The 24,920-nt window shown below is 31.9% G+C and carries 20 protein-coding genes; 8 read left to right on the forward strand and 12 right to left on the reverse strand.

Features of this window, described 5'->3' with window-relative positions; translation table 11 throughout:
• The 6 genes from ccoG to ABWO04_RS04020 form a co-directional block, all read right to left on the reverse strand.
• On the reverse strand, positions 1–1,372 hold a 1,372-nt coding region (ccoG, locus tag ABWO04_RS03995; RefSeq protein ID WP_353077535.1), incomplete at its 3' end, for a cytochrome c oxidase accessory protein CcoG.
• A gap of 64 nt (positions 1,373–1,436) precedes the next feature.
• A complete protein-coding gene (locus tag ABWO04_RS04000; RefSeq protein WP_353077537.1) occupies positions 1,437–2,372 on the reverse strand; it encodes a cbb3-type cytochrome c oxidase N-terminal domain-containing protein in 936 nt (311 codons plus the stop codon).
• 12 nt (positions 2,373–2,384) lie between these two features.
• Positions 2,385–2,555, reverse strand: a complete 171-nt coding sequence (locus ABWO04_RS04005) for a CcoQ/FixQ family Cbb3-type cytochrome c oxidase assembly chaperone (protein WP_291241851.1) — start codon at positions 2,553–2,555, stop codon at positions 2,385–2,387.
• Positions 2,556–2,561: 6 nt separating this feature from the next.
• Positions 2,562–4,739: a cytochrome-c oxidase, cbb3-type subunit I gene (gene ccoN / locus ABWO04_RS04010; protein ID WP_353077539.1), complete on the reverse strand. Its 2,178-nt coding sequence runs from the start codon at positions 4,737–4,739 to the stop codon at positions 2,562–2,564.
• A 9-nt stretch (positions 4,740–4,748) separates the two neighbouring features.
• Positions 4,749–4,910 (reverse strand): cbb3-type cytochrome oxidase assembly protein CcoS, encoded by a 162-nt coding sequence (ccoS, locus tag ABWO04_RS04015; protein ID WP_291241849.1) that lies wholly within the window; start codon positions 4,908–4,910, stop codon positions 4,749–4,751.
• An 88-nt stretch (positions 4,911–4,998) separates the two neighbouring features.
• The gene (locus ABWO04_RS04020; RefSeq protein ID WP_353077567.1) at positions 4,999–7,386 is read right to left on the reverse strand and encodes a heavy metal translocating P-type ATPase; all 2,388 of its coding nucleotides are present in this window, start codon (positions 7,384–7,386) and stop codon (positions 4,999–5,001) included.
• A 109-nt stretch (positions 7,387–7,495) separates the two neighbouring features.
• On the opposite strand from ABWO04_RS04020, the gene ABWO04_RS04025 reads away from it, so the two are divergent.
• Positions 7,496–8,173 carry a Crp/Fnr family transcriptional regulator gene (locus ABWO04_RS04025; protein ID WP_353077541.1) on the forward strand — a complete coding sequence of 226 codons (678 nt, stop codon included), beginning with the start codon at positions 7,496–7,498 and terminating at the stop codon, positions 8,171–8,173.
• A gap of 53 nt (positions 8,174–8,226) precedes the next feature.
• The gene (locus ABWO04_RS04030; protein WP_353077543.1) at positions 8,227–8,685 is read left to right on the forward strand and encodes an RNA methyltransferase; all 459 of its coding nucleotides are present in this window, start codon (positions 8,227–8,229) and stop codon (positions 8,683–8,685) included.
• A gap of 3 nt (positions 8,686–8,688) precedes the next feature.
• Here ABWO04_RS04030 and ABWO04_RS04035 read toward each other — a convergent pair whose 3' ends face one another.
• The 4 genes from ABWO04_RS04035 to clpB all read right to left on the reverse strand — a co-directional run bounded on the left by ABWO04_RS04035 (position 8,689) and on the right by clpB (position 14,821).
• The gene (locus ABWO04_RS04035; RefSeq protein WP_353077545.1) at positions 8,689–9,540 is read right to left on the reverse strand and encodes an aldose 1-epimerase family protein; all 852 of its coding nucleotides are present in this window, start codon (positions 9,538–9,540) and stop codon (positions 8,689–8,691) included.
• A gap of 175 nt (positions 9,541–9,715) precedes the next feature.
• A complete protein-coding gene (locus ABWO04_RS04040) occupies positions 9,716–11,290 on the reverse strand; it encodes a S41 family peptidase (protein WP_353077547.1) in 1,575 nt (524 codons plus the stop codon).
• 30 nt (positions 11,291–11,320) lie between these two features.
• Entirely contained in the window at positions 11,321–12,115 is a 795-nt protein-coding gene (locus tag ABWO04_RS04045) for a sulfite exporter TauE/SafE family protein (protein WP_353077549.1), read from the reverse strand.
• A 114-nt stretch (positions 12,116–12,229) separates the two neighbouring features.
• Positions 12,230–14,821: an ATP-dependent chaperone ClpB gene (gene clpB / locus ABWO04_RS04050; RefSeq protein WP_353077551.1), complete on the reverse strand. Its 2,592-nt coding sequence runs from the start codon at positions 14,819–14,821 to the stop codon at positions 12,230–12,232.
• 161 nt (positions 14,822–14,982) lie between these two features.
• On the opposite strand from clpB, the gene ytxJ reads away from it, so the two are divergent.
• The gene (gene ytxJ / locus ABWO04_RS04055) at positions 14,983–15,381 is read left to right on the forward strand and encodes a bacillithiol system redox-active protein YtxJ (protein ID WP_353077553.1); all 399 of its coding nucleotides are present in this window, start codon (positions 14,983–14,985) and stop codon (positions 15,379–15,381) included.
• A gap of 57 nt (positions 15,382–15,438) precedes the next feature.
• Here the strand turns inward: ytxJ and fahA are convergent, their stop codons facing one another.
• Entirely contained in the window at positions 15,439–16,725 is a 1,287-nt protein-coding gene (gene fahA, locus ABWO04_RS04060) for a fumarylacetoacetase (RefSeq protein WP_353077555.1), read from the reverse strand.
• Between the two features lie 111 nt (positions 16,726–16,836).
• On the opposite strand from fahA, the gene glyA reads away from it, so the two are divergent.
• From glyA to ABWO04_RS04085, 5 genes are all read left to right on the forward strand, one after another.
• Positions 16,837–18,111, forward strand: coding sequence for a serine hydroxymethyltransferase (glyA, locus tag ABWO04_RS04065; RefSeq protein ID WP_353077557.1), 1,275 nt, complete (start codon positions 16,837–16,839; stop codon positions 18,109–18,111).
• A 182-nt stretch (positions 18,112–18,293) separates the two neighbouring features.
• Complete coding sequence (locus tag ABWO04_RS04070) at positions 18,294–18,881, forward strand: MiaE family protein (RefSeq protein WP_353077568.1); 588 nt, start codon at positions 18,294–18,296, stop codon at positions 18,879–18,881.
• Between the two features lie 77 nt (positions 18,882–18,958).
• On the forward strand, positions 18,959–21,181 hold the full coding sequence (locus ABWO04_RS04075) for a M20/M25/M40 family metallo-hydrolase (RefSeq protein WP_353077559.1): 2,223 nt from the start codon (positions 18,959–18,961) through the stop codon (positions 21,179–21,181).
• Between the two features lie 13 nt (positions 21,182–21,194).
• Positions 21,195–22,064, forward strand: coding sequence for a cation diffusion facilitator family transporter (locus ABWO04_RS04080; protein ID WP_353077561.1), 870 nt, complete (start codon positions 21,195–21,197; stop codon positions 22,062–22,064).
• 8 nt (positions 22,065–22,072) lie between these two features.
• Positions 22,073–22,450, forward strand: a complete 378-nt coding sequence (locus ABWO04_RS04085; protein WP_353077563.1) for a hypothetical protein — start codon at positions 22,073–22,075, stop codon at positions 22,448–22,450.
• Between the two features lie 94 nt (positions 22,451–22,544).
• Here ABWO04_RS04085 and ABWO04_RS04090 read toward each other — a convergent pair.
• On the reverse strand, positions 22,545–24,920 hold a 2,376-nt coding region (locus ABWO04_RS04090), incomplete at its 5' end, for a methylmalonyl-CoA mutase family protein (protein WP_353077565.1).

The following is a 24,920-nucleotide window of genomic DNA, read 5'->3' on the forward strand; positions in this document are numbered from 1 at the left end:
CTTTATTTCCTTGATGTACTTCAATATTAATTTTTGTGTTATCCGTTTCCAATAAAACCAATGGGATTTCAACAAATAAAGTTCCTGTTGCAGCATTTGCTTTTTCAACATGCAACGTTGCATTCCCAACTAATTTTAATGTTCCTTGTTTGGGATGAATCAACTTAAAAGTAATGTTTTTTAAATTATCATTCGTTTTATTGATGATTCTGTACGTATATACATTACTAATGTTTTTTCCTTTTTCTTCGTACAACTGACCTGATAATCTTAAAATTTTCGTATCAACTTCTGTTCGCAATAAAATCATTGACACCATCACGGTCGTTAATATTACTAAAACAGCAATATATCCTTTCATCCTTGTGGTTAATTGGAATTTTTCTTTTTTTGAAATTTCCACTTCACTTGCATAACGAATTAATCCTTTAGGCAAATTCACTTTCTCCATCATCAAATCACATTCGTCCATACAAGCCGTACAATTGGTACATTCTAATTGTGTACCATGACGAATATCAATTCCAGTAGGACAAACATTTACACATTGATGACAATCAATACAATCACCAATTTTTTGTTCTTTTCGGTCTTCATTTTTCTTAAATTTGGCTCTTCCATTTTCACTTTCACCACGAACATAATCGTAAGCTACAACAATGGATTTATTGTCTAATAAAACACCCTGCAACCTTCCGTAAGGACAAGCAATAATACAAACTTGTTCTCTAAACCAAGTAAAAACAAAATAAAAAATTCCAGTAAAGATGGATAACACAACTAAGGTTTTTACATTACTTAGTGGCCCTTCAATAATCATCGCTTCAAGTGTATCACTTCCAACTAAATAAGCTAAAAACACATTGGCAATACCAAAAGAAATAATCAAAAACACAAACCATTTAAATACACGTTTTCTAATTTTTTCTGCGTTCCATTCTTGATTTTCTAATTTTATTTGAGCACCTCTGTCGCCATCTATCCAATATTCGATTCGTCTGAAAACCATTTCCATAAAAATAGTTTGCGGACAAAACCAACCACAAAATATTCGACCAAAAGCAACTGTAAACAACGTTAATCCAACTACACCTGTAATCATTAAAATTACGACCAAGTAAAAATCTTGAGGCCAAAAAGGCATTCCAAAAATATTGAATCGGCGGTCTAATACATTAAATAACAAGAACTGATTGCCATTTATTTTAATAAACGGACTTGAAAGTAAAAACGTTAATAATACATAACTTAATACCTTTCTTCTATCGTAATATTTTCCTTGTGGTTTCTTTGGAAAAATAAATTTTCTCTTTCCTTTTTCGTTTATAGTTCCAATGGAATCTCGGAAACTATCCTCTTCAATATTTGACATATTTATTTATTTAGCATTACTGCTGAAACAAATTTGGGTATACTATTGTATACCCAAACTGTTATTATTTTTTTGCAATAGTATCGGTCACAATCAACTCAGTAGTGGTTGGTTTTAAGGCTCCATCTTCATTCCACACGTCACCTTCTGGTGCTTTTCCAGCTTCTGGTTTAGTACCTTGAAGTGATAAAACGTAACTTGCTACTTTTTGAATTTCTGTTGGTTTTAAACTTTCTTTCCAAGCTACCATTCCTTTTCCAGGTCGTCCACCTTCAGTAATGGTGTTGAATAAGTTTTTAATTCCACCTCCTAAAATCCAGTTTTTATCTGTTAAATTTGGACCAATGGCACCACCACCATCTGCTTTATGACAAAGCACACAATTGGTTGTAAAAATGGCTTTTCCTTCGGCTAATGCAGCAGGTTCAGTAAGTAAAGTAACTTTTTCTTTATTCATTAAATCTGGAGCGGTTTTATTATATTCTTCTACTTGCTTTTCAGCTAAAGCATTGTCCATTACATATTCTTGGTCTTGTGTGTAATCTCCAACTATATGAAAACGAACTAAATATACCAACGCAAACACAATTGTAGCATAAAACAAACCCGTAAACCAGGGCGGCAAACCGTTATCTAATTCTTTAATTCCATCATAATCGTGATCTAATTGAATGTCTTTCTCATCTTCAATTGGTTTTAAAGCCGAAATTTTAAACATCCATTTTTTATACAACTCGGATTGAGTAAATGGTTTTGCTTTATCAATATCAAATTGCACTTTGGCTTCATCTGATAATAATTGATATGACACATTGTCAACGGCATTCAGTATCACTTCTATTACAATAAAAATGAAAATTAATAATACGTGCATTAATGGCACTATTGGATATTTTACAAAAGCTGGACGGTCTCCAGAATCGATAAAATATTCTGATAAGGCAAAAACAATTAGGTAAAAAAACGGAAACCTAATGTAAACTGGAATATATTTTCTCATAATCTTGTTGTTTTATTTCTCGTTAAAAGGTAATTCACTCATAATTTTCACTTGTTCTTTGCTATAAGACAAAGCGTACACTAAGTAGGAAATAAATATGATAAAGAAAATTACTAACGATATTATTGGATAAATTTCTACTCCATTAATTCCTTCTAAGTTGTGTTTTACAAATTTCAACATAGTCCCTTATTTTTTTACTTTAATATCTGTTCCTAAACGTTGTAAATAAGCAATTAAAGCTACAATTTCTCTATCTTTCATTTGTACGAAAGTTTCACCTGTAATTTTTGCTTTTTCTTTACTTGCGGCATACGATTTAGAGAAATTTGGATCGGTTTCTAACCCTTTTTCAATTTCAGTAGCTTGTTTTTCAATACTTATAAATGCATTAGCAATTTCGGCATCTGTATACGGTACGCCTAACGTTTTCATAACACTCATTTTTTTCTGAATGTCGTCATGTTTCATTTTCTTATTATCAAACATCCATTTATACGCTGGCATTATAGAGCCTGTTGTGGTAGCTTGTGGATTCCACATATGGCTAAAGTGCCAACTGTGTGGGTATTTTCCACCTACTCGCATTAAATCTGGACCTGTTCGTTTTGAACCCCATAAAAAGGGATGATCATAAACATATTCTCCTGATTTAGAATATTCACCGTAACGTTTTACTTCGCTTCTAAATGGGCGAACAAGTTGAGAGTGACAATTGTTACAACCTTCTCTGATATATAAATCTCTACCTTCTAATTCTAATGGTGTGTATGGTTTTACACTTGTAATAGTAGCAATGTTAGATTTTACAATTAACATCGGTACAATTTGAATTAATCCTCCAATTGAAACGGCAAGAACTGTAAGAATTGTAAATTGAACTGGTTTACGTTCTAACCAAGCGTGTAATTTTTCATTTCTTAATCGGCTTGATGCGATTACTGGCAATGCAACTGCTTCTGCTTCTTCATCTGTAACTGCAGAACCAGCTTTTACTGTTTTAATCACATTGTACACTCCAACTAAAACACCTGCTAAGTATAAAACGCCTCCAACTGCACGCATCGCATACATTGGCATAATTTCAACGACGGTATCCATAAACTGACCGTACATTAACGTTCCATCTTCATTAAATTGTTTCCACATTAATGATTGAACAAATCCTGCAACATACATTGGTAATGCATATAAAATGATACCTAATGTTCCAATCCAAAAATGAAAATTGGCTAATTTTTCTGAATATAGTTTTGTTTTAGTAATTCTTGGAATTATCCAATAAATCATACCAAATGTCATAAAACCATTCCAAGCTAATGCGCCAACGTGAACGTGTGCAACAATCCAATCTGTAAAGTGTGCAATCGCATTTACATTTTTAAGCGACAACATTGGTCCTTCAAAAGTGGCCATTCCGTAACCTGTAACGCCTACTACGAAGAATTTTAAAACGGCATCAGTTCTAACTTTATCCCAAGCACCTCTTAATGTAAGTAACCCATTAATCATACCTCCCCAAGATGGAGCAATCAGCATAATTGAAAACACCACACCTAAATTTTGAGCCCAATCTGGTAAGGTAGAATATAATAAATGATGGGGACCTGCCCAGATGTATAAGAAAATTAAAGACCAAAAGTGGATAATTGATAATCTGTATGAATATACCGGCCTATTAGCAGCTTTAGGTAAATAATAATACATTAATCCTAAAAACGGTGTGGTTAAGAAAAACGCTACCGCATTATGACCATACCACCATTGCACCAAAGCGTCTTGAACTCCCGCATACACTGAATAACTTTTTGTTAATGAAACAGGAATTGCAATACTATTTACAATATGTAATAAGGCAACTGCAACAAAAGTGGCGATGTAAAACCAAATAGCAACATAAATATGACGTTCTCTACGCTTAACAATAGTTCCAATCATATTGATACCAAATGCAACCCATACCAAAGCAATAGCAATATCAAAAGGCCATTCTAATTCGGCATATTCTTTTGATGTAGTAATTCCCATCGGTAATGTAATAGCCGCACCTAAAATAATAAGTTGCCAACCCCAAAAGTTAACCTGACTCAAAAAGTCGCTATACATTCGGGCTTTTAGTAAACGTTGTAAAGAGTAATAAACTCCTGCAAAAACGGCATTACCAACAAACGCAAAAATTACTGCATTGGTATGTAAAGGTCTTAATCTTCCATAACTTAACCACGGAATACCGTCTGTTAAATTTGGAAAAAGATAAAATAAAGCCACAAGTAGTCCTACTGACATTCCGACTACTCCAAAAAGTAGCGATGCATAAATAAAATTACGAACGATTTTATTATCATAACGAAATTGTTGCATTTCCATAATTAATGTTTATTTAGTTTTAGTTTTTTTTAATTCATCGTCAAAAAGCATACGAACCGATGGCGTGTAATCATCATCAAACTGACCGTTTTTTACGGCTAATATGAATGTGATTAAAAACACAATGGCTATTAAGATGCTAATGGTTATAAGAAAATATATGATACTCATACCTCTATAAGTTTTAAACAAATTTAGATTAGCGAGATGTAACTAAATATGATATTTATCATATATTGAATTTATTTTAATTTACGAATTACGATTTGATTTTTTTACCGTAAAATTTACTCAATATGGTTACAAAACTCACAATAGTAATGGCACTCATAGGCATAATAATAGCCGCAAACAATGGCGATAATTTACCTGTTAAAGCAAAAGCTAATCCTACTGAATTATATAATAATGATAACCCAAAACTCATATAAATAGTTTTCATAGCGTTTTTAGAATACTGTATATAATGAAACAATTTTTGAAATTGCGAAGCGTCCATAATACCATCGCAAGCAGGTGAAAAAACATTAACATTTTCTGAAAGTGCGATTCCAATATTACTTTGAGCTAAAGCGCCTGCATCATTTAATCCATCTCCAACCATCATAACATTTTTACCTTCATTTTGAAGTTTCTGAATATATTCTAATTTTTGCTCGGGTTTTTGATGGAATACCAAAGTGGTATTTTGTGGCAAAACGGATTGCAAATACTCTTGTTCACCATTGTTATCACCAGATAAAACGACAGTTTTGAAGTTGTTTTTATCCAACTGATTGAATAAAGTATTTAACCCTTCTCTATATTGATGGTTGAAAGCAAAATAGCCTTTATATTCTGAATCAATTTCAATATGCACTTTAGTATTTTTATCTTTTTCAATTTCTAATTCTAAATTTATTAAATGAAGAGAACCTATTTTGTACGAAACATTTTCAACTGAAGCTAACATTCCTTTTCCTACAATTTCTTCGTATGAATTAATTGCTACTATTTCAGATTGAGGTAAAAACGCATATAGTTTTCTGCTTAAAGGATGATTTGAGTTTCTGACAATACTTTTAATGTTTGCAAGTTCCTTATTGGATAAATCTGTACCTGTATATTCTATATTTGATTTTAAAGACGACGTAATAGTTCCTGTTTTATCAAAAACAATCGTATCTACTTTTGCCATTTGTTCAATCACTTGTGCATTTTTTAAATACAATTTATGATTTCCCATAATTCGTAACACATTCCCTAAAGTAAAAGGTGCTGTTAAAGCCAATGCACACGGACACGCAACAATTAGCACTGCGGTGAAAACATTAAACGCTAAATACGCGTTTATAAATAGCCAAAATACCAAGGAACCAAAAGCCAACAAAAGCAAAGCAGGTGTAAAAAACTGACTTACTTTGTCTGTAATCGATTTGTGTTTTTGGTCTATTTTTTTTTGAAAAACATCATTACTCCACAATTGCGTTAAATAACTTTGCGAAACGGAAAATAACACTTCCATTTCAATAATACCGCCCATTTGTTTACCACCTGCAAAAACTTTATCGCCCGATTTTTTTTCAATTGGAATGGCTTCACCAGTAACAAAACTATAATCTAAAGCAGTTTTTGGTGAAATTAATATGCCATCAACGGGAATTAATTCTTGATTTCTGATAATTAATCTGTCACCTTTTTCTACATCATAAATTTGGCAAGGTTCTTCTTCACCATTCTGATTGATTTTCGTCACGGCAATTGGAAAGTAAGATTTAAAATCTCGTTCAAATGATAAAAAATCATATGTTTTTTGTTGAAATAATTTTCCTAACAACATAAAGAAAACCAATCCTGTTAAACTATCGAAAAAACCTTGTCCGTAATCGAACGTAATGTCAATTACACTTCGCACAAACATGACAATTATTCCTAAAGCAATAGGAATATCAATATTTAACATTTTAGATTTAATACTTTTATATGCAGAAATGTAATAGCCACTTGCCGAATATAAAAAAGAAGGTAAGGATAAAAAGAAAATTAGCGTTCTGAAGAAATTTCGATATTTATTTATCCAAAATTCATCCACTTCAAAATATTCTGGAAACGATAAAAGCATAATGTTTCCAAAACAGAAAAAAGCAATTCCTAATTTATAAATTAAACTTCTATCAATTTGATTGGTACCTGTTTCGTAATTTTCTAAACTAATATACGGTTCATAACCAATGGATGACAACAAATAAACGATGTCTTTTAAATTGGTTTGTTCTGAATTATAGGTAATTCGAACCTTTTTTTGTGTAAAATTAACCTGAGAAGTACTTATTCCCTTTTGAAGTTTTTGTAAATTTTCCAAAATCCAAATACATGAACTACAGTGAATATGTGGTATGTATAAGGAAACAATATGAATTGTATTTTCTTGAAATTCCAATAATTTGGATTGAATTTTTTCATCATCTAAAAAATCATATTTACCATTAATTTCTATTGGTGTGGCTCCAGGAGCCGATTGAAAATCGTAATAACATGTTAAATCATTTTGACTAAATATTTCATATACTGTTTTGCATCCCACACAACAGAATGATTTTTCGTCAAATTGTATTTCTTCTTTTGTAGTATATTCCTTACCACAATGAAAACAATTTTTATTGTCCATAATAATGCTCATTTTACCTGATACAAAGGTGAAATATTGTTCATAAGTAAAATATGATATTTGTCATACAATTTGTAAATTTGTACCGACTTCAATTAATTGTGATTTTATGGGGAAATGTGAACAATGCATTGTTAGAGAATTTAGTGCTATTAAGGCATTAAATAAAGATGAGTTATTGAAAATTGCCGATTGTAAAACGTCGTACACCGTAAAAAAAGGAGAAACAGTTTTTGACGAAGGAGATGCCTTAAATGGTATTTATTGTATAAAAGACGGTATTTGTAAATTATCAAAACTTAGCGATAACGGAAAAGATCAAATTGTGAAACTCGTAAAAAAAGGGGAACTTTTAGGACAACGTTCGTTAATTAGTGAAGAATCTACAAATTTAAGTGCTGTTGCTGTGGAAGATATGCAAGTTTGTTTTATTCCTAAACAAGAAATATTACAGTTTTTTAACGAAAATAATCAGTTTTCATTAAATATGATGAAATCGGTTTGTGGCGATTTAAAAGATGCCGATGATAATATGGTGAATTTGGCTCAAAAAACAGTAAAACAACGTTTGGCAGAAACCTTACTTAAATTAGAAACCGACTTTGGTATTCACGAAGATGGAAGTTTAAAAATTCAATTATCTCGTGAAGAAATTGCTGGAATGATTGGTACAGCTACTGAAAGTTGTATTCGATTATTATCTGAATTTAACAAAGAAGGTTGGATTTCTTTACAAGGCAAAAAAATTACCCTTTCCAATAAAAAAGAATTACAAAGACTAATTTAAATAGATAAAAGATTATAGACTTTTAATCTGCTGTTTATTTTACATATCCCAATATGAACGATAATTTTATAAACGAATTTTTTGGAATAGGCATACAAAACGGAAAAACACCTGAAAACTTAGGAATGCTTTGGCGTTCGGCTCAGAATTTTGGTGCGAGTTTTATTTTCACCATTGGAAAACGATATGCAAAACAAGCTTGCGACACACACAACGCAGTAAAAGCGATTCCTTATTTTCATTATGATACTTTTGAAGCATTTTACGAAAACTTGCCTAAAGGCGCAAGATTAGTTGGCGTTGAACTTGATGATGCTGCCGAAGATTTAGAAACCTTTCATCATCCACAACGATGTGTATACTTATTAGGCGCAGAAGATCACGGAATGACTAAAAAAGCTATGGAAAAATGTCATCATTTAGTAAAATTTAAATCTGAAAAAAGTTTAAATGTTTCTGTAGCTGGTAGTATTATTTTATATGACAGAGGTCTGAATAAACCCAGAATTTAATACTTATTCTAAAATTTCAATTCGGATAGCGCGTAAAAAATCTTCACCAGCTGGTAAATGATTCATTCCTTCTTTTTCTTCTAATTTTCCGTTATGATTTATGCCATCTGCTAAACCACACCAAGGCTCAATACATAAAAATGGAGCATTTTGTTTGGTCCAAATTCCTAAATATGGAAAATGATCGTAATTTACTTTTAAAATCGCTTTGTCATTATTTTTTAAAGTAACTTCATTTGAATTTAATTGTTTAAAAACCAAAGCATCTTTTTCGAATAAAGTATAATTTAAAGCAATAGCATTGTTTTTTGTATCAACCAAAGTTGTTTTTCCATTAAAACTTTCATTTTCTAAATGGTGCGTTTCGAAAGTATCTGCTGCATTAAATTCTAATGAATAATTTTCAAGTTTATCTGATATTGCAAAAGCAGGATGTGCTCCAATAGAAAAAGGAAGTACTTCATCCGATTGATTTCGTACAAAGTATTCAATAACTAATTCGTTTTCCATTAATGTGTATGCCATTAATAACTTAAAACTAAAAGGATAAATTGCTTTTGTTTCTTCGGTTTCATTAAGTTCAAAAATAACTTGAGAATCACTTTTTTTATCGAATGAAAATTCCATGTTTCTGGCAAATCCGTGTCGCGGTAATAGATACGTTTTTTCATTAAATGAATAACTATCATTTTTCAAACGACCAACAATGGGAAACAATACCGGTGAGGTTTTATTCCAATACGTTTCGTCTATATTCCAGATGTAATTTTTATTATTTTTAAGTAATGAAATTAATTCGGCACCCAGTGTATTTATGGTTGCTGTTAAAGTTGCGTTTGTAATTGTAATTATCATTTTATATTTTTTAAAAACACAGATTGTAAAAATTTTAAAAATTAATATAATTTCCTTAATCTGTGTTGTAACTTTTGATTTGTTTTTAACCGCAAAGTTCGCAAAGATTTTAGCAAAGTTCGCAGGGTTTTATTGATTTCTAAAATTTTAATAATTTCTATAATCTGTGTTGTAACTATTTATTTTTGGGTTTAATTAATAATTCTACTTCTTTTTCTCTTCGAATATCCTCTAAAATCCAATTCAATTCTGGATCGATGTTGTTTTTTCTATCTTCTAAAGTAGGCAAAATTTCTTTATCAGGAAAAATTCCTCTTCCTTCAATATTTGTTTTACCCGCGGCACTTACCAAAGCTAAACCTATTCGTAAATTCACTTTACTATTTGGCAATTGCACCAAAGGCATTTGTGCAGCAACCGTTCCATTATAAGCACCTCCAGTTTCTTCACCAACAAAGAAAGCACGTTGATTTGACTTTAAATTTGAAGAAATAATACTTGATGCAGAAAAACTACCACCGTTAATTAACACGTAAATTTTTCCTTTAAAATTATTTTGTTTTGGGTTACTTTGTTTAGAATGACGATTACTTAAATAGGTACCACTTGCTTGTTTTCTTGTTTTCAAATAAAATAAAGGATAAAAAATAGGCGCACCTAAAATCTTAAAAAACTTAGTAACATAACCACTTCCTTTAAAATAATTCATATGCAAAAAACTGGTTTTTGATACCACTTCGTAATCATCAATAAAGACAAATGGTTGAGAAACTAAATAACTATATAAATCAGCAATTTCATTCAATCTTCCGCCAGGATTGTTTCTTAAATCGATAATCAAATTTTTAGTATTTGCTACAGATAAAATATTAAAAACATCTTCGTAAAAATCGTGTGAATTACCATTTGAAAACCCTTTTATTGACATCATTGCTGTGATACTATCTTTATCCATAAATTTTAATTCTCTTGTAAATGTTTTAGTATCGCTATTAAAACCGTATTTACTATTAAATTTGGCTTTTTCTTTTCTTTCTTTTTTTGATAATTTCGGCTTCTTTTGATTTGAATTTGAACCGAATGTGTCTCGTTTCACAACAAAAAGAGAATCCTTTCCTTCAAGTTTTAAGAGTAGATGTAAACTATCGTGTACTTTTCCTTTATCTAAATTAAAAAACGCACCAAAATATTTTCCTAAATATCTATTAATAAAAGTTGTATTATAACCATCCGAAGCTATTCTTTTAGAAAATAATGAAATTAAATCGGATGGTTTTTCAGAATTTATGGAAACAACTTCAGTATTCGCATTTATATTATGCCTTGAGCGATTTTTTAAAATTATTAATTTGTTGTCGATATATTCAAAATCGAATTGTGAAAAAGGTGATTTTCCTTTTTTATTAATCGCTTGTGCTTCTTTTTTGGTGAATTTTGGTAAACTTGGTGAAACGCTTAAATGCCCTTGTCCAACATTCTTAATCACTTGGCTTAATTCTTTGTAGAAAGCCAAACCCGTCATAGGTTGTTGAATAGATTTTTTTAAGCTATCAAACTTATAATCTAATTTTTCTTTTGAAATGTACCAATACAATTTTGGATGTAATTGTTTGAGTTTTTTATACGAATAATCAACGTCTTTTTGAAGCTGAGCTACAGCTATAGGTTTTGTTAACTGCTGATTAAATTTCTTGGTAGATTGACATGAAAATAGAAATAGTGTACCGAAAAGAATTACAATGTTCTTCATAAATTTGGGGTTTTATAATGAAAAACAAATCTAACTAAAAAAAACATCATATCCATAACGAAAAATCATTAGGACTACAACCAATAAAAATAATTTTCGAATAAACTGATTGCCTTTTAGAATAGCCATTCTGGTACCAATTATACTTCCCAAAACATTAAAAACTGCCATAATAATTGCAATTTCTAAAATATAATTTCCTTGCGAAAGGAACACATATAGGGCAGAAATATTGGTAATGCAATTAATTATTTTCGCATACGCAGATGCTTCTAAAAACTCAAATCCCAAAAGCGTTACAAATCCTAAAACTAAAAAACTTCCTGTTCCTGGACCTAAAAAACCATCATAAAAACCAATAATAATACCTAGTAAAAATCCAAATAAATACTTTTTTTTATCGGATAATACTTTTGTAGCAAAAGAACCAAAATCTTTCTTTTTAAACGTGTAAATGGCAATAGCAATTAACATAAAAAAGATAAAAGGTTTAAGAATATTCACATCGATTCGACTTACTAATTTAGCGCCAATAAAAGAAAAAATAAAAGAGCTAAAAGCCGTAATGAATAATAATTTCCAATTAAATTTTACTCGTTTTGCATATTGAACCGCGGCTATTGAAGTACCTGAAAGCCCAGCGATTTTATTCGTTCCAAAAGCAGTTGGCACTGTTGAATTTGGGAACAAAATCATAAATGCAGGAAATTGTATTAATCCGCCACCGCCTACAACTGCATCAATAAAACCCGCAAAAAGCGAGGCAATAGCCATAAATATTAATATTGAAATGTCGTGTTGTGAAAAGAGTTCAATTAGGTTCATACAAATAAATAATTTCTTATATAATATTTTCAAAGATACGATTATAATAAAAACGAAAAAAAATCCCAACAAACTGAAAAGTTCATTGGGAAAAAAAATGTTATTTATTTAAAATTATTCCTGATTTCTAAACACCAATTGATTGTCAAAGCTGTCTAACAAAATAATACTATCTACGGTGATACTGCCTGCTAAAATTTCTTTGGATAATTTATTAAGTATTTCACGTTGAATCACTCTTTTTACTGGTCGGGCACCAAATTCTGGCTCGTATCCTTTTACAGCTAAATAGGAAATTGCTTCCTCTGTAGCCGACATTGAAATGTGTTGTAAGGCTAACATTTTAAACACCGATTTTAATTGTAATCCAACTATTTGTTTAATATTTTCATTTGTTAATGGTGTAAACATCACAATATCATCTATTCTGTTTAAAAATTCAGGACGAACGGTTTGTTTTAATAATGCTAAAACCTCAACTTTTGCCGTTTCCATAGCAGCATCAATGCTTCCTTTTAAATTTTCAAATTTCTCTTGAATAATATGACTTCCCATATTAGATGTCATTATGATAATAGTATTTTTAAAATCGGCTAAACGCCCTTTATTATCTGTTAATCGTCCTTCATCTAAAACTTGTAACAATATATTAAAAGTATCTGGATGTGCTTTTTCTATTTCATCCAATAAAATTACCGAATAGGGTTTACGTCTTACAGCTTCGGTTAATTGACCACCTTCATCATATCCTACATACCCTGGAGGCGCACCAACTAAACGGCTTACACTATGACGTTCCTGATATTCACTCATATCTATTCGAGTCAACGCATTTTCATCATCAAACAAATAATCAGCTAACGCTTTGGCTAATTCTGTTTTACCTACTCCAGTTGTACCTAAGAAAAGGAACGTTCCTAAGGGTTTTTTCATATCTTGTAATCCCGCACGACTTCTTCGTACCGCATCAGAAATAGCTTCAATAGCTTCCTCTTGTCCTACTACTCTTTTATGCAATTCATCTTCTAAATTTAGCAATTTTTCACGCTCACTTTGTAGCATTTTTGTTATTGGAATTCCCGTCCATTTGGCTACAACCTCAGCAATATCTTCTTGAGTAACTTCTTCTTTAATAAGCGATTTTTCACTTTGATTTTCGAGCAATTCAATTTGTAGCTTGTCTAATTTCTTTTGTGCTTCAACAATTTTACCATATCTTAGTTCGGCAACTTTTCCGTATTCTGCATCACGTTCCGCGCGTTCTGCTTCAATTTTAAAATCTTCAATTTGTTGTTTATAACCTTGAATGGCATCTACAACATCTTTCTCTGATTTCCATTTGGCATAAATTTCATTACGTTGTTCTTTTAGTTCTGATAAATCAATATTTAAAATCTTTAATTTCGATTCATCTTTTTCTCGTTTTATGGCTTCAATTTCAATTTCTAATTGCATAATTTTTCTATCCAAAACATCTAATTCTTCAGGTTTTGAATTAATTTCCATACGTAATTTTGAAGCCGCTTCATCCATTAAATCTATTGCTTTATCTGGTAAAAATCGATTCGTAATATAACGTTGTGAAAGTTCAACAGCAGCAATAATAGCATCATCTTTGATTCTAACTTTATGATGCGTTTCATATTTTTCTTTGATTCCACGCAAAATAGAAATGGCACTTTCTGTATCAGGTTCGTCAACCATAATCTTTTGAAAACGACGTTCAAGCGCCTTATCTTTTTCAAAATATTTTTGATATTCATCTAAAGTTGTAGCACCAATAGCACGTAATTCACCTCGAGCTAAAGCGGGTTTTAATATATTTGCCGCATCCATAGCTCCATCGCCTCCTCCTGCTCCTACAAGTGTATGAATTTCATCGATAAAAAGTATGATGTCGCCTTCCGCAGAAGTTACTTCTTTTACAACGGCTTTTAATCGTTCTTCAAATTCGCCTTTATATTTCGCACCCGCAATTAAGGCTCCCATATCTAAAGAATAAACAATTTTATCTTTTAAATTTTCAGGTACATCACCATCCACTATTCTATGTGCTAATCCTTCTGCAATTGCTGTTTTACCTACACCTGGCTCACCAACTAACATCGGATTATTCTTTGTTCTTCGAGTTAAAATTTGTAAAACTCTTCTAATTTCTTCATCTCTACCTATTACGGGATCTAATTTTCCATTTTTAGCTAAATCATTTAAATTTTTACCGTATTTATTTAAAGCATTATACGTTTCCTCTGCTGAAGAGGAAGTAACTCGTTCGCCTTTACGGAGTTCAGTAATAGCTGAAATCAAATCTTTTTCGGTAACACCTTGGTCTTTTAATAGTTGAGCGACTTTACTTTTCGATTTGAAAATGGCTAAAATGATGTGTTCAAGAGATACGAAATCATCATTCATTTTTTTGGCCAAAGTAGTAGCTTCATTTAATGTAGAAGATGCTTCTCTAGAAAACATAACTTCTCCACCCGAAACTTTAGGAAATCCTTGAATGATTTGATCTAACATTTTTTGAAATGCATCCATATTTACATTTACTTTTTTCAAAATAAATGGTGTAACAGATGTGTCTACATCTAAAATGGCCTTGAAAATATGTTCATTTTCTAACTGTTGCTGTCCAAATCCAGTAGCAATTTGCTGCGCTACTTGTAATGCTTCTTGCGATTTTATGGTTAAGTTATTTAAATTCATAGTATATATTTTTTAATCACTAATTAATTTTACTTTTGTAATTGTATCTTTGTTTAAATAAGGTCAATTTATATTCCATAGTCAAAACATTGACAAAATGTCATTAAAATAACATCAAAAATCATTAAATTCAGACAATTTGTCTTAAAAAATTAACAAATATGAGTTTTTTCAAAAATATCTTTAAAGAAAATGCAAACACTTCCAAGGATGAAATAAAAGAGACAGCCAAATTTTATACCTTAGATAAAATGGAACAATTTGATGAAATAGATGAAATTTCTCAAACGAAATCGGTTGTCCTTTTCAAACACAGTACACGATGCAGCATTAGTAGAATGGCGCTAAAACAATTTGATGCTGAGTTTAATTATCCTGAAGAAAAAATAGATTGGTATTTATTAGATTTGTTAAATCACAGAGATTTATCTAATGAAATTGCAAGCAGATATAACGTAGTGCATCAATCACCACAAATAGTAGTTATCAGAAATGGAAAAGCTGTTTTTAATGAATCACACGACAGTATTTCTACGGAAGATTTGAAGCAGTTTACATAAAAAAAATACTCCTAAAAAAGTTAGGAGTATTTTTTTTATAAATATTAGATTTTAAACTTAAAATTTCAATTCAATAGCTGGAAGTAATTTGCTTGATACTTCTCCAAAACCAATTCTAATTTGGTCATTTTGACAATATCCTCTTATAATTACGGTGTCGTTATCATTAATAAATTTTCGTTCCGAACCATCATTCATCTTAATTGGATTTTGACCACCCCAAGAAAGTTCTAACATCGAACCAAAAGAATCTGGTGTTGGTCCTGAAATTGTGCCACTTCCCATCATATCTCCAGAATTTACTCTACAACCATTTATTGTATGATGTGCCAATTGCTGACTCATAGTCCAATACATATATTTAAAATTAGAGTTTGACACTATTGTTTCAACAGCATTTTCTGGCTGAATGGCAACTTGTAAATTAATATCGTATGCATGATTACCCGTTTGTTGTAAATATGGTAAAGGCTTTGGGTTTTGCTCTGGTGAAGCACAACGAAACGGCTCCAAAGCATCTAAAGTAACAATCCAAGGTGAAATTGATGATGCAAAGTTTTTTGCTAAAAAGGGTCCTAATGGCACATATTCCCATTTTTGAATATCTCTTGCCGACCAGTCGTTAAACAAAACCATTCCAAAAATACATTCTTCTGCTTCAGCAACTGAAACGGGTTCACCCATTATATTGGCATCCGTAGTAATAAAAGCGGTTTCTAATTCAAAATCTACCAATCTTGAAGGTCCAAAAACAGGTTGAGTTTCGCCATTTGGTAACGTTTGTCCGTATGGTCTGTGAACTGGTATTCCACTTGGAACAATTGTAGAACTTCTTCCGTGATATCCTACTGGAATATGCAACCAGTTTGGTAATAATGCATTTTCTGGATCGCGAAACATTTTTCCTACATTAGTAGCGTGCTCTTTACTTGAATAAAAATCTGTATAATCACCAATTTGAACAGGTAATAACATTTCAACATCATCTATTTTAAAAATAACAATATTTTTATGTGAATCGTTATCTCTTAATTTCGGATTGGAATCTAAAAAAATATCCGATAATCTATTTCGTACTAAACGCCAAGTTTTTCTTCCATCAGAAATAAAATCGTTCAGCGTATCTTGCATAAACATATCGTCAGTAAGATCTATACCTTCAAAATAGCCTAATTGTTGTAATGCTCCCATATCAATTGCATAATCACCTATCCTTGTTCCGATAGTGATGACATCTTCTTTAGTTATAAAAACTCCAAAAGGAATATTTTGAATTGGAAAATCGCTATCTTTTTTAATATCTAACCAAGATTTTCTACTTGGGTCATTGGCAAAATTTGGCATATCTTTTTCTTAAATTATTTTGTTGATAATTGAGCAATCAAAATTAAACTATAGATTCAATTTGCCAAACATTTTTTGTATTTTTGACAAAATTTAAATTTATACTAAAAAATGCAACGCGACGAACTTATTTTTGACCTAATTTTAGACGAGCAAGACAGACAAATTCATGGAATAGAATTAATTGCTTCAGAAAACTTTGTGAGCGACCAGGTAATGGAAGCTGCTGGTTCATGTTTAACCAATAAATACGCGGAAGGATATCCTGGAAAAAGATACTATGGAGGTTGTGAAGTAGTAGATATTGTAGAGCAAGTTGCTATTGATCGAGTAAAAGAATTATTTGGAGCTGAATATGCTAATGTACAACCACATTCTGGTTCACAGGCAAACACTGCAGTTTTTGCAGCTTGTTTAAAACCAGGAGATAAAATTTTAGGATTCGATTTGTCTCACGGGGGGCATTTAACGCATGGATCTCCCGTAAATTTTTCAGGTAAATTATATACCGCAAGTTTTTATGGTGTAGAAGAAGAAACTGGATTATTAAATTACGATAAAATACAGGAAATTGCTACAAAGGAACAACCTAAAATGATTATTGCAGGCGCATCCGCTTATTCTCGTGATATGGATTTTAAACGTTTCCGTGAAATTGCAGATTCAGTTGGAGCATTATTATTAGCTGATATTTCACATCCTTCTGGATTGATTGCAAAAGGCTTGTTAAATGATCCAATTCCTCATTGTCATATAGTAACAACAACTACACACAAGACTTTACGTGGTCCTCGTGGTGGATTAATTATGATGGGAAAAGATTTTGAAAACCCTTGGGGATTAACTACTCCTAAAGGTGATATTAGAATGATGAGCCATATATTAGATATGTCTGTTTTCCCTGGAAATCAAGGTGGTCCATTAATGCACATTATTGCCGCTAAAGCAGTAGCGTTTGGAGAAGCATTAACAGATGAATTTTTCCGTTATGCGTTACAAATGCAAAAAAATGCAAAAGCTATGGCAGAAGCGTTCAACAAAAGAGGTTATAAATTAATTTCTGGAGGAACTGATAATCACATGATGTTAATTGATTTACGCAACAAAAATATTTCTGGTAAAGATGCTGAAAACGCATTGGTTAAAGCCGAAATTACAGTAAACAAAAACATGGTGCCGTTTGATGACAAATCACCATTTGTAACTTCAGGAATTCGTGTTGGAACACCTGCAATAACTACACGTGGATTGGTTGAAGAAGATATGGAAACCGTTGTTGCTTTAATTGATAAAGTATTAATGAATTACACTAATGAAGCTATAATAGAAGAAGTAGCTGAAGAAGTTAACGAACTTATGGGCGAAAGAGCCATGTTTGTTTTTTAATTGACACAGCATAAAAAGTAAACTAAATAAAAAGGTATTATGTAGCAATCATAATGCCTTTTTTAAACAAATACACTTTTTTAAACATTATAAACCTCATAACCTTTCACACAACACCTTTTAAACTCTTAAACAAATAAACTCATAAACATTATAAACCTCATAACCTTAAAATCATGTCCATTTTACGATTGCAATTACCAACAGATCCTCGTTGGGCAAATATAGTAGAAGAAAACTTAGAAGATATTTTAAGTGACCATGCTTGGTGCGAACAAAAAGCAGCCACAAATGCCATAATGCTTATTATTAATAATGCTGAGAAAGAAGACTTGGTGACCGAAATGACTGCGATTTCTATTGAAGAAATGCAACATTTTCAAATGGTTCATGATATTATTAAGGCACGTGGTTACGAGTTTTTAAGAGAACGAAAAGACGATTATGTAAACGAATTAGCCAAATTTATGAAGCAATCTTCTGACGGAAGTAGAGCATGTGGTTTAATAGAACGTTTACTTTTTGCAGCTATGATTGAGGCCAGAAGTTGCGAACGATTTAAAGTACTTTCTGAAAATTTAAAAGATGAAGAATTAGCTCAGTTTTATAGAGACTTAATGGAAAGTGAAGCCGCTCATTATACCACTTTTATAAACTTAGCCAGAAAATATGCAGAAAATATCGATGTAGAAAAACGCTGGAAAGCTTGGTTAGCATACGAAGCGAGTGTAATCGCTAAATATGGTGAAGGTGTTACTGTACATGGCTAAAAGCTAAAAGTCAAAAGTTAAAAGTCGAAAGCCGAAAGCAGATAGAATCTTAAAAAATAAATAAAATATAAAATAAAATGGCAATAAAAAAATACGCATTTCTTTCGTTTTTACTTCTTTCATTAACCGTTCAAGGACAAGAAAGAAACATACAAAACATTAAAAAACTAACTTTTGGTGGTGATAATGCTGAGGCTTATTTTAGTCCTGATAGTAAAAACTTAACCCTGCAAGTTACCAATACTCAATTTGGTGTGCCTTGCGATCAAATTTACTCGTTAGATTTGACACAACCCATAACTGATTTTAACAATCTGAAATTAGTATCTACAGGTAAAGGAAGAACCACTTGTTCATATTATATGCCAGATGGCAAACACATTATTTATGCCTCTACGCATGAAGCGAATGTAGCTTGCCCTGCCCCGCCGAAACCAAAAGACGGAAAATATCTTTGGGCAATTTATCCAGAATTTGAAATTTACATGGCAACTAAATCTGGTGAAATTGTAAAAAAATTAACTAATTCTCCAGGTTACGATGCAGAAGCTGTTGTTTCTCCTGATGGAAAAAAGATAGCCTTCACAAGTATTCGTTCAGGTGATTTAGAAATTTATACAATGGATATTGACGGAAGTAACTTAAAACAAATTACGTTTGGTTTGGGTTATGATGGCGGATGTTTCTTTTCACACGATAGTAAAAAATTAGTCTTTCGTTCCTCTCGTCCTACCACTGAAAAAGATATTAAAGAATACAAAGACTTATTGGCAGAAAATTTAGTGATGCCAACTAATATGGAAATTTATACTTGCAATATTGATGGCTCAGATTTAAAGCAAATCACCAAATTAGGTAAAGCCAATTGGGCGCCCTTTTTTCATCCATCGGACAAAAAAATTATTTTTTCTTCTAATCATCACGCTACTAAAGGATATGATTTTCAATTATATATGATTAATATCGATGGTACGGGATTGAAACAAATTACCTATGAAAGTGAATTTAATGCGTTTCCACAATTTTCGCCTGACGGAAAAAAATTAGTATTTTCAAGTAATCGCCAACAAGATAAAGCACGTGAAACAAATGTTTTTATTGCAGATTGGGTTGAAACAGATGACGTTGAAAATGCGGATAGTAACAACTTAAAAAAACACATTACCTATTTAGCTTCTGATGCCTTAGAAGGAAGACTTTCTGGAAGTAAAGCTGAGAAAACAGCAGCAAAATATATTGAAAGTGAATTTAAAAAATTAGGTTTACAACCATACAACAAAACATTTTTACAACCTTTTTCATATCGCTACAAAACCAATCCACATGCAGATTCAACAGTTGTAGGAGATTTATTAAATTCAAACAATGTAGTAGCTTACTTGGACAATGGGGCAAATAAAACTATTGTAATAGGGGCACATTATGACCACTTAGGAAGAAACGAACATAATAATTCTACCAAACCTTTTTCAAAAGGTATGATTCATAATGGTGCAGACGACAATGCTTCTGGTGTTGCTGGTGTGTTAGATTTGGCTCGTATCTATTCAAAAAACAAGACAAAAGAAAAAGTGAATTTCATATTTGCTTTATTTTCTGGCGAAGAGGATGGATTAATTGGTTCGAAACATATGGCTGAGTCAATTAAAACATTGTATCCAAATGTAATCACAATGATTAATATGGATATGATTGGAAGATTAGACGACAAAAAAAGTCTGGTAGTTGGTGGAACTGGCACCTCTCCTATTTTCTCTGAATTAATTCAACGTAACAAACCTGCGGGATTTGGAGTTACAGAAGAAACTGGTGGAATTGGACCATCTGATCATACTTCATTTTACTTAAAAGATATTCCTGTACTGTTTTTATTTACCGGAACACATGAAGATTATCACAAACCAAGTGATGATGAAGAAAAAATTAATTATTATGGTGTTTCCAATATTGTAAATTATGTTTTTAGAATTGCAAATGAATTGGCCGATAAAGAAAACATTGAATTTACCAAAACCAAAATAAACAGCGAAAAGAAAATGGCAAAATACAAAGTAACACTTGGTATTATGCCTGATTATGCAGAGCATGGAGATGGTTTACACGTAGATGGTGTAACTGAAGACCGTCCAGCGATAAAAGCCGGAATTAAAGAAGGAGATATAATTACTAAAATTGGTGATTGCGAAGTAAAAGAAGTTTATAGTTATATGGAATGTTTATCCAAAATTAACTCCGGTGAAACGAAAGAAGTTATTTTTATTAGAGATGGAAAAACTAATAAGGTAAACGTAACTTTTTAACAAAAACAAGTAAATGACAAACGAGCAAACCGCTATAAAAGCCACCTATTTTAGTATTATTGGCAACACCAGTTTAGCATTAATTAAAGGATTGGCGGGTTTTTTTGGAAATTCGTATGCATTAGTTGCTGATGCTATAGAATCTACAACGGATATTTTTGCTTCGTTTTTAGTTTTATTTGGAATTAAATATTCTAACCGACCTGCAGATGAAAATCATCCTTACGGGCACGGAAGAGCCGAACCTTTAATTACTTTTCTTGTAGTAGGATTTTTAATTACTTCTGCTACAATTATTGCCTATGAAAGTATATTAAATATTGGGACGCCTCATGATTTACCAAAATCTTGGACACTAATTGTTTTAGGATTAATAATTTGTTGGAAAGAATATTCGTTTCAAACGGTAATGAAAAAAAGTATTATCACAAATAGCTCTTCTTTAAAAGCAGATGCTTGGCACCATAGAAGTGACGCGATAACTTCGGTTGCCGCTTTTATAGGAATTTCAATAGCTTTGGTTTTAGGAAAAGGATACGAATCTGCTGATGATTGGGCGGCTTTATTAGCTTCGTTTTTTATTCTTTATAATAGTTATATGATTTTCCGACCAGCACTTGGTGAAATTATGGACGAACATCGTTATGACGATTTAGTAGAAAATATTCGTCAAGAATCGTTAAAAGTAGATGGGATAATCGGTACAGAAAAGTGCTTTATTAGAAAAGCAGGAATGAAATATCATGTGGACTTACACGCTATTGTAGATGCAACTATTACAGTTAAAGAAGGACACGATTTGGCGCACAAATTAAAAGACACTTTAAGAAGTAAAATATTAGAGTTAGGACATGTTCTAATTCACATTGAACCGAATGAGTAATTAATATAATGAAAAGTAAAACATTAAATTTTCTTCTTATCATTTTCTCACTCTTTGGTTATTTGGAATGGAGCGGAAATAATCATTTATTTTTGTTTGAAGCAGAAATTGAAATTTTTTCTAAATTATTTACAAGTCCAATTTCAGTTCTTCATCCATTTATAATTTTACCTGTAATTTCGCAATTTTTATTATTGTTTACCTTGTTCCAAAATAAACCAAGTAAAAAATTAACCTATATTAGTATTTTTGGTTTAGGCATCCTATTTTTATTTATGCTTTTCATAGGAATAATTAGTTTAAACTACAAGATTGCACTTTCAACGATTCCATTTATAGTAGTTTCAATAGTAACAATGCTACATCATAGAAAATTTAAAGAATAAAAAAACCTTCCATTTCTGAAAGGTTTTATATTTTAAAACATTAGTATTTCCTATTACAATCTCGAAATCCTAAATCGTAAATCGTAAATCAAAATTACATATTTCGTCTGTATTGTCCTCCTACTTCAAACAACGCGCTAGTAATTTGACCTAACGAACACACTTTTGTAGCTTCCATTAATAAGGCAAATATATTTTCGTTTTTAATTGCTGCATTTTGTAATAATTCAATTTGATTAGAAACTGTATCTGCATTTGCTTGTTGCAGATTCGTTAGCATGTCAATTTGATAGGCTTTCTCTTCTTTTGTTGCTCGAATTACTTCAGCAGGAATAACTGTTGGTGATCCTTTTGAACTCAAAAACGTATTTACTCCAATAATTGGAAATTCACCTGTATGTTTCAGGGTTTCATAATATAAGCTTTCTTCCTGAATTTTAGAGCGTTGATACATAGTTTCCATCGCACCCAATACACCGCCACGTTCTGTAATTCGGTCAAATTCTTGTAAAACTGCATCTTCCACTAAATCCGTTAATTCTTGAATAATAAACGAACCTTGAATTGGATTTTCGTTTTTCGCCAAACCTAATTCTTTATTAATAATCAACTGAATTGCCATAGCTCTTCGCACAGACTCTTCTGTTGGAGTAGTAATGGCTTCGTCATACGCATTCGTATGTAAGGAATTACAGTTGTCGTAAATCGCATACAATGCTTGTAGCGTGGTACGAATATCATTAAAATCAATTTCTTGCGCATGTAACGAACGCCCAGACGTTTGAATGTGGTATTTCAACATTTGAGCTCTTTCATTTGCTCCATATTTGTTTTTCATGGCTTTCGCCCAAATTTTACGAGCTACACGACCAATAACCGCATATTCTGGATCCACTCCGTTAGAGAAAAAGAATGATAAATTCGGACCGAAATCGTTGATGTTCATTCCGCGACTCAAATAGTATTCTACATAAGTGAAACCGTTGGCTAACGTAAATGCCAATTGGGTAATTGGGTTTGCTCCTGCTTCAGCAATGTGATATCCTGAAATAGAAACCGAATAAAAATTACGAACGTTTTCTTTAATGAAATATTCTTGTACGTCGCCCATTAAACGCAATGCAAATTCTGTAGAGAAGATACAGGTATTTTGTGCTTGATCTTCTTTTAAAATATCCGCTTGCACTGTTCCACGAACTTGTGCTAACGTTTTAACTTTGATATCATTATAAACATCTAATGGCAAAACTTGGTCACCAGTTACGCCTAAAAGCATCAACCCTAAACCATTATTTCCTTCTGGTAAATCGTCTTGATACGTCGGACGCGTTACGCCTTTTTGCTTATAAATTTCGTTGATTTTAGCTTCAACTTCCTTTTGCAGACTATTTTCAATAATGTATTTTTCACAATTTTGATCGATAGCCGCATTCATAAAAAATCCTAACAACATTGGTGCTGGTCCATTAATCGTCATAGACACCGAAGTCATTGGATGACTCAAATCGAAACCAGAATACAATTTCTTCGCATCATCTAAACAACAAATTGAAACTCCGGCATTACCAATTTTTCCATAAATATCAGGACGAATGTGTGGATCATTTCCGTACAAAGTCACCGAATCAAAAGCCGTTGATAATCGTTTTGCTGGCAATCCGGCAGAAACATAGTGAAAACGCTTGTTCGTTCGTTCTGGACCACCTTCACCTGCAAACATTCTACTTGGGTCTTCGCCTTCTCTTTTAAATGGATACAAACCAGACGCAAAAGGGAATTCTCCAGGAACGTTTTCTTGTAAATTCCATTTCAAAATATCGCCCCAAGCTTGGTATTTTGGTAACGCTACTTTTGGAATCTGCGAATGCGAAAGCGATTCGGTATGTGTTGCGATTTTAATTTCTTTATCTCGAACTTTAAAACTGTACACAGGATTCTTGTATTTGTTTACTTTTTCATCCCAAGTTAGAATGATTTCCCAATTGTATGGGTCAAGGTTCATTTTTACTCTATCGAATTCTTTAGTCAATAACGAAACGAAATCTTTGTTATCGGCAGTGATTTTTAAAGAATCTTCAACTATTCCTGCTTTATCTAATTGTGGTAAATTACCGTTAACCGATTCCACAGTTTTGAAAATTCCGTATAATTTTTGAGCTACTTCTACTTGAGAAAGTGCCGTTTCATCGTATTTTCTATTATTTTCTGCAATTTCAGATAAATAACGCGGTCTATGAGGTGGGATTACGAAAATCTTCTCACTCATTTCACGAGTAATTTCAAAGGTCGATTTTAAATCAGCTCCTGTTTTTTCTACAATCTTATCCATAATGGATTTGTACAACGTGTTCATTCCTGGATCGTTAAACTGCGATGCAATTGTTCCGAAAATAGGCATCTTATCTGTATCTACATCCCATAAATTATGATTGCGTTGGTATTGTTTTTTGACATCTCGAATCGCATCTAA

It is taken from the genome of Flavobacterium sp., from assembly GCF_040382755.1.
Lineage (GTDB): Bacteria > Bacteroidota > Bacteroidia > Flavobacteriales > Flavobacteriaceae > Flavobacterium.

What these genes read in the sequence shown, in the direction of transcription:
- ABWO04_RS04035 (WP_353077545.1), bottom strand. Translation starts at nt 9,540, where the DNA reads ATGATAATTACAATTACAAACGCAACTTTAACAGCAACCATAAATACA.
- fahA (WP_353077555.1), bottom strand. Translation starts at nt 16,725, where the DNA reads ATGCCAAATTTTGCCAATGACCCAAGTAGAAAATCTTGGTTAGATATT.
- ABWO04_RS04000 (WP_353077537.1), bottom strand. Translation starts at nt 2,372, where the DNA reads ATGAGAAAATATATTCCAGTTTACATTAGGTTTCCGTTTTTTTACCTA.
- ABWO04_RS04045 (WP_353077549.1), bottom strand. Translation starts at nt 12,115, where the DNA reads ATGAACCTAATTGAACTCTTTTCACAACACGACATTTCAATATTAATA.
- ABWO04_RS04030 (WP_353077543.1), top strand. Translation starts at nt 8,227, where the DNA reads ATGAACGATAATTTTATAAACGAATTTTTTGGAATAGGCATACAAAAC.
- ccoS (WP_291241849.1), bottom strand. Translation starts at nt 4,910, where the DNA reads ATGAGTATCATATATTTTCTTATAACCATTAGCATCTTAATAGCCATT.
- ABWO04_RS04080 (WP_353077561.1), top strand. Translation starts at nt 21,195, where the DNA reads ATGACAAACGAGCAAACCGCTATAAAAGCCACCTATTTTAGTATTATT.
- ABWO04_RS04075 (WP_353077559.1), top strand. Translation starts at nt 18,959, where the DNA reads ATGGCAATAAAAAAATACGCATTTCTTTCGTTTTTACTTCTTTCATTA.
- ytxJ (WP_353077553.1), top strand. Translation starts at nt 14,983, where the DNA reads ATGAGTTTTTTCAAAAATATCTTTAAAGAAAATGCAAACACTTCCAAG.
- glyA (WP_353077557.1), top strand. Translation starts at nt 16,837, where the DNA reads ATGCAACGCGACGAACTTATTTTTGACCTAATTTTAGACGAGCAAGAC.
- clpB (WP_353077551.1), bottom strand. Translation starts at nt 14,821, where the DNA reads ATGAATTTAAATAACTTAACCATAAAATCGCAAGAAGCATTACAAGTA.
- ABWO04_RS04005 (WP_291241851.1), bottom strand. Translation starts at nt 2,555, where the DNA reads ATGTTGAAATTTGTAAAACACAACTTAGAAGGAATTAATGGAGTAGAA.
- ABWO04_RS04085 (WP_353077563.1), top strand. Translation starts at nt 22,073, where the DNA reads ATGAAAAGTAAAACATTAAATTTTCTTCTTATCATTTTCTCACTCTTT.
- ABWO04_RS04020 (WP_353077567.1), bottom strand. Translation starts at nt 7,386, where the DNA reads ATGGACAATAAAAATTGTTTTCATTGTGGTAAGGAATATACTACAAAA.
- ccoN (WP_353077539.1), bottom strand. Translation starts at nt 4,739, where the DNA reads ATGGAAATGCAACAATTTCGTTATGATAATAAAATCGTTCGTAATTTT.
- ABWO04_RS04040 (WP_353077547.1), bottom strand. Translation starts at nt 11,290, where the DNA reads ATGAAGAACATTGTAATTCTTTTCGGTACACTATTTCTATTTTCATGT.
- ABWO04_RS04025 (WP_353077541.1), top strand. Translation starts at nt 7,496, where the DNA reads ATGGGGAAATGTGAACAATGCATTGTTAGAGAATTTAGTGCTATTAAG.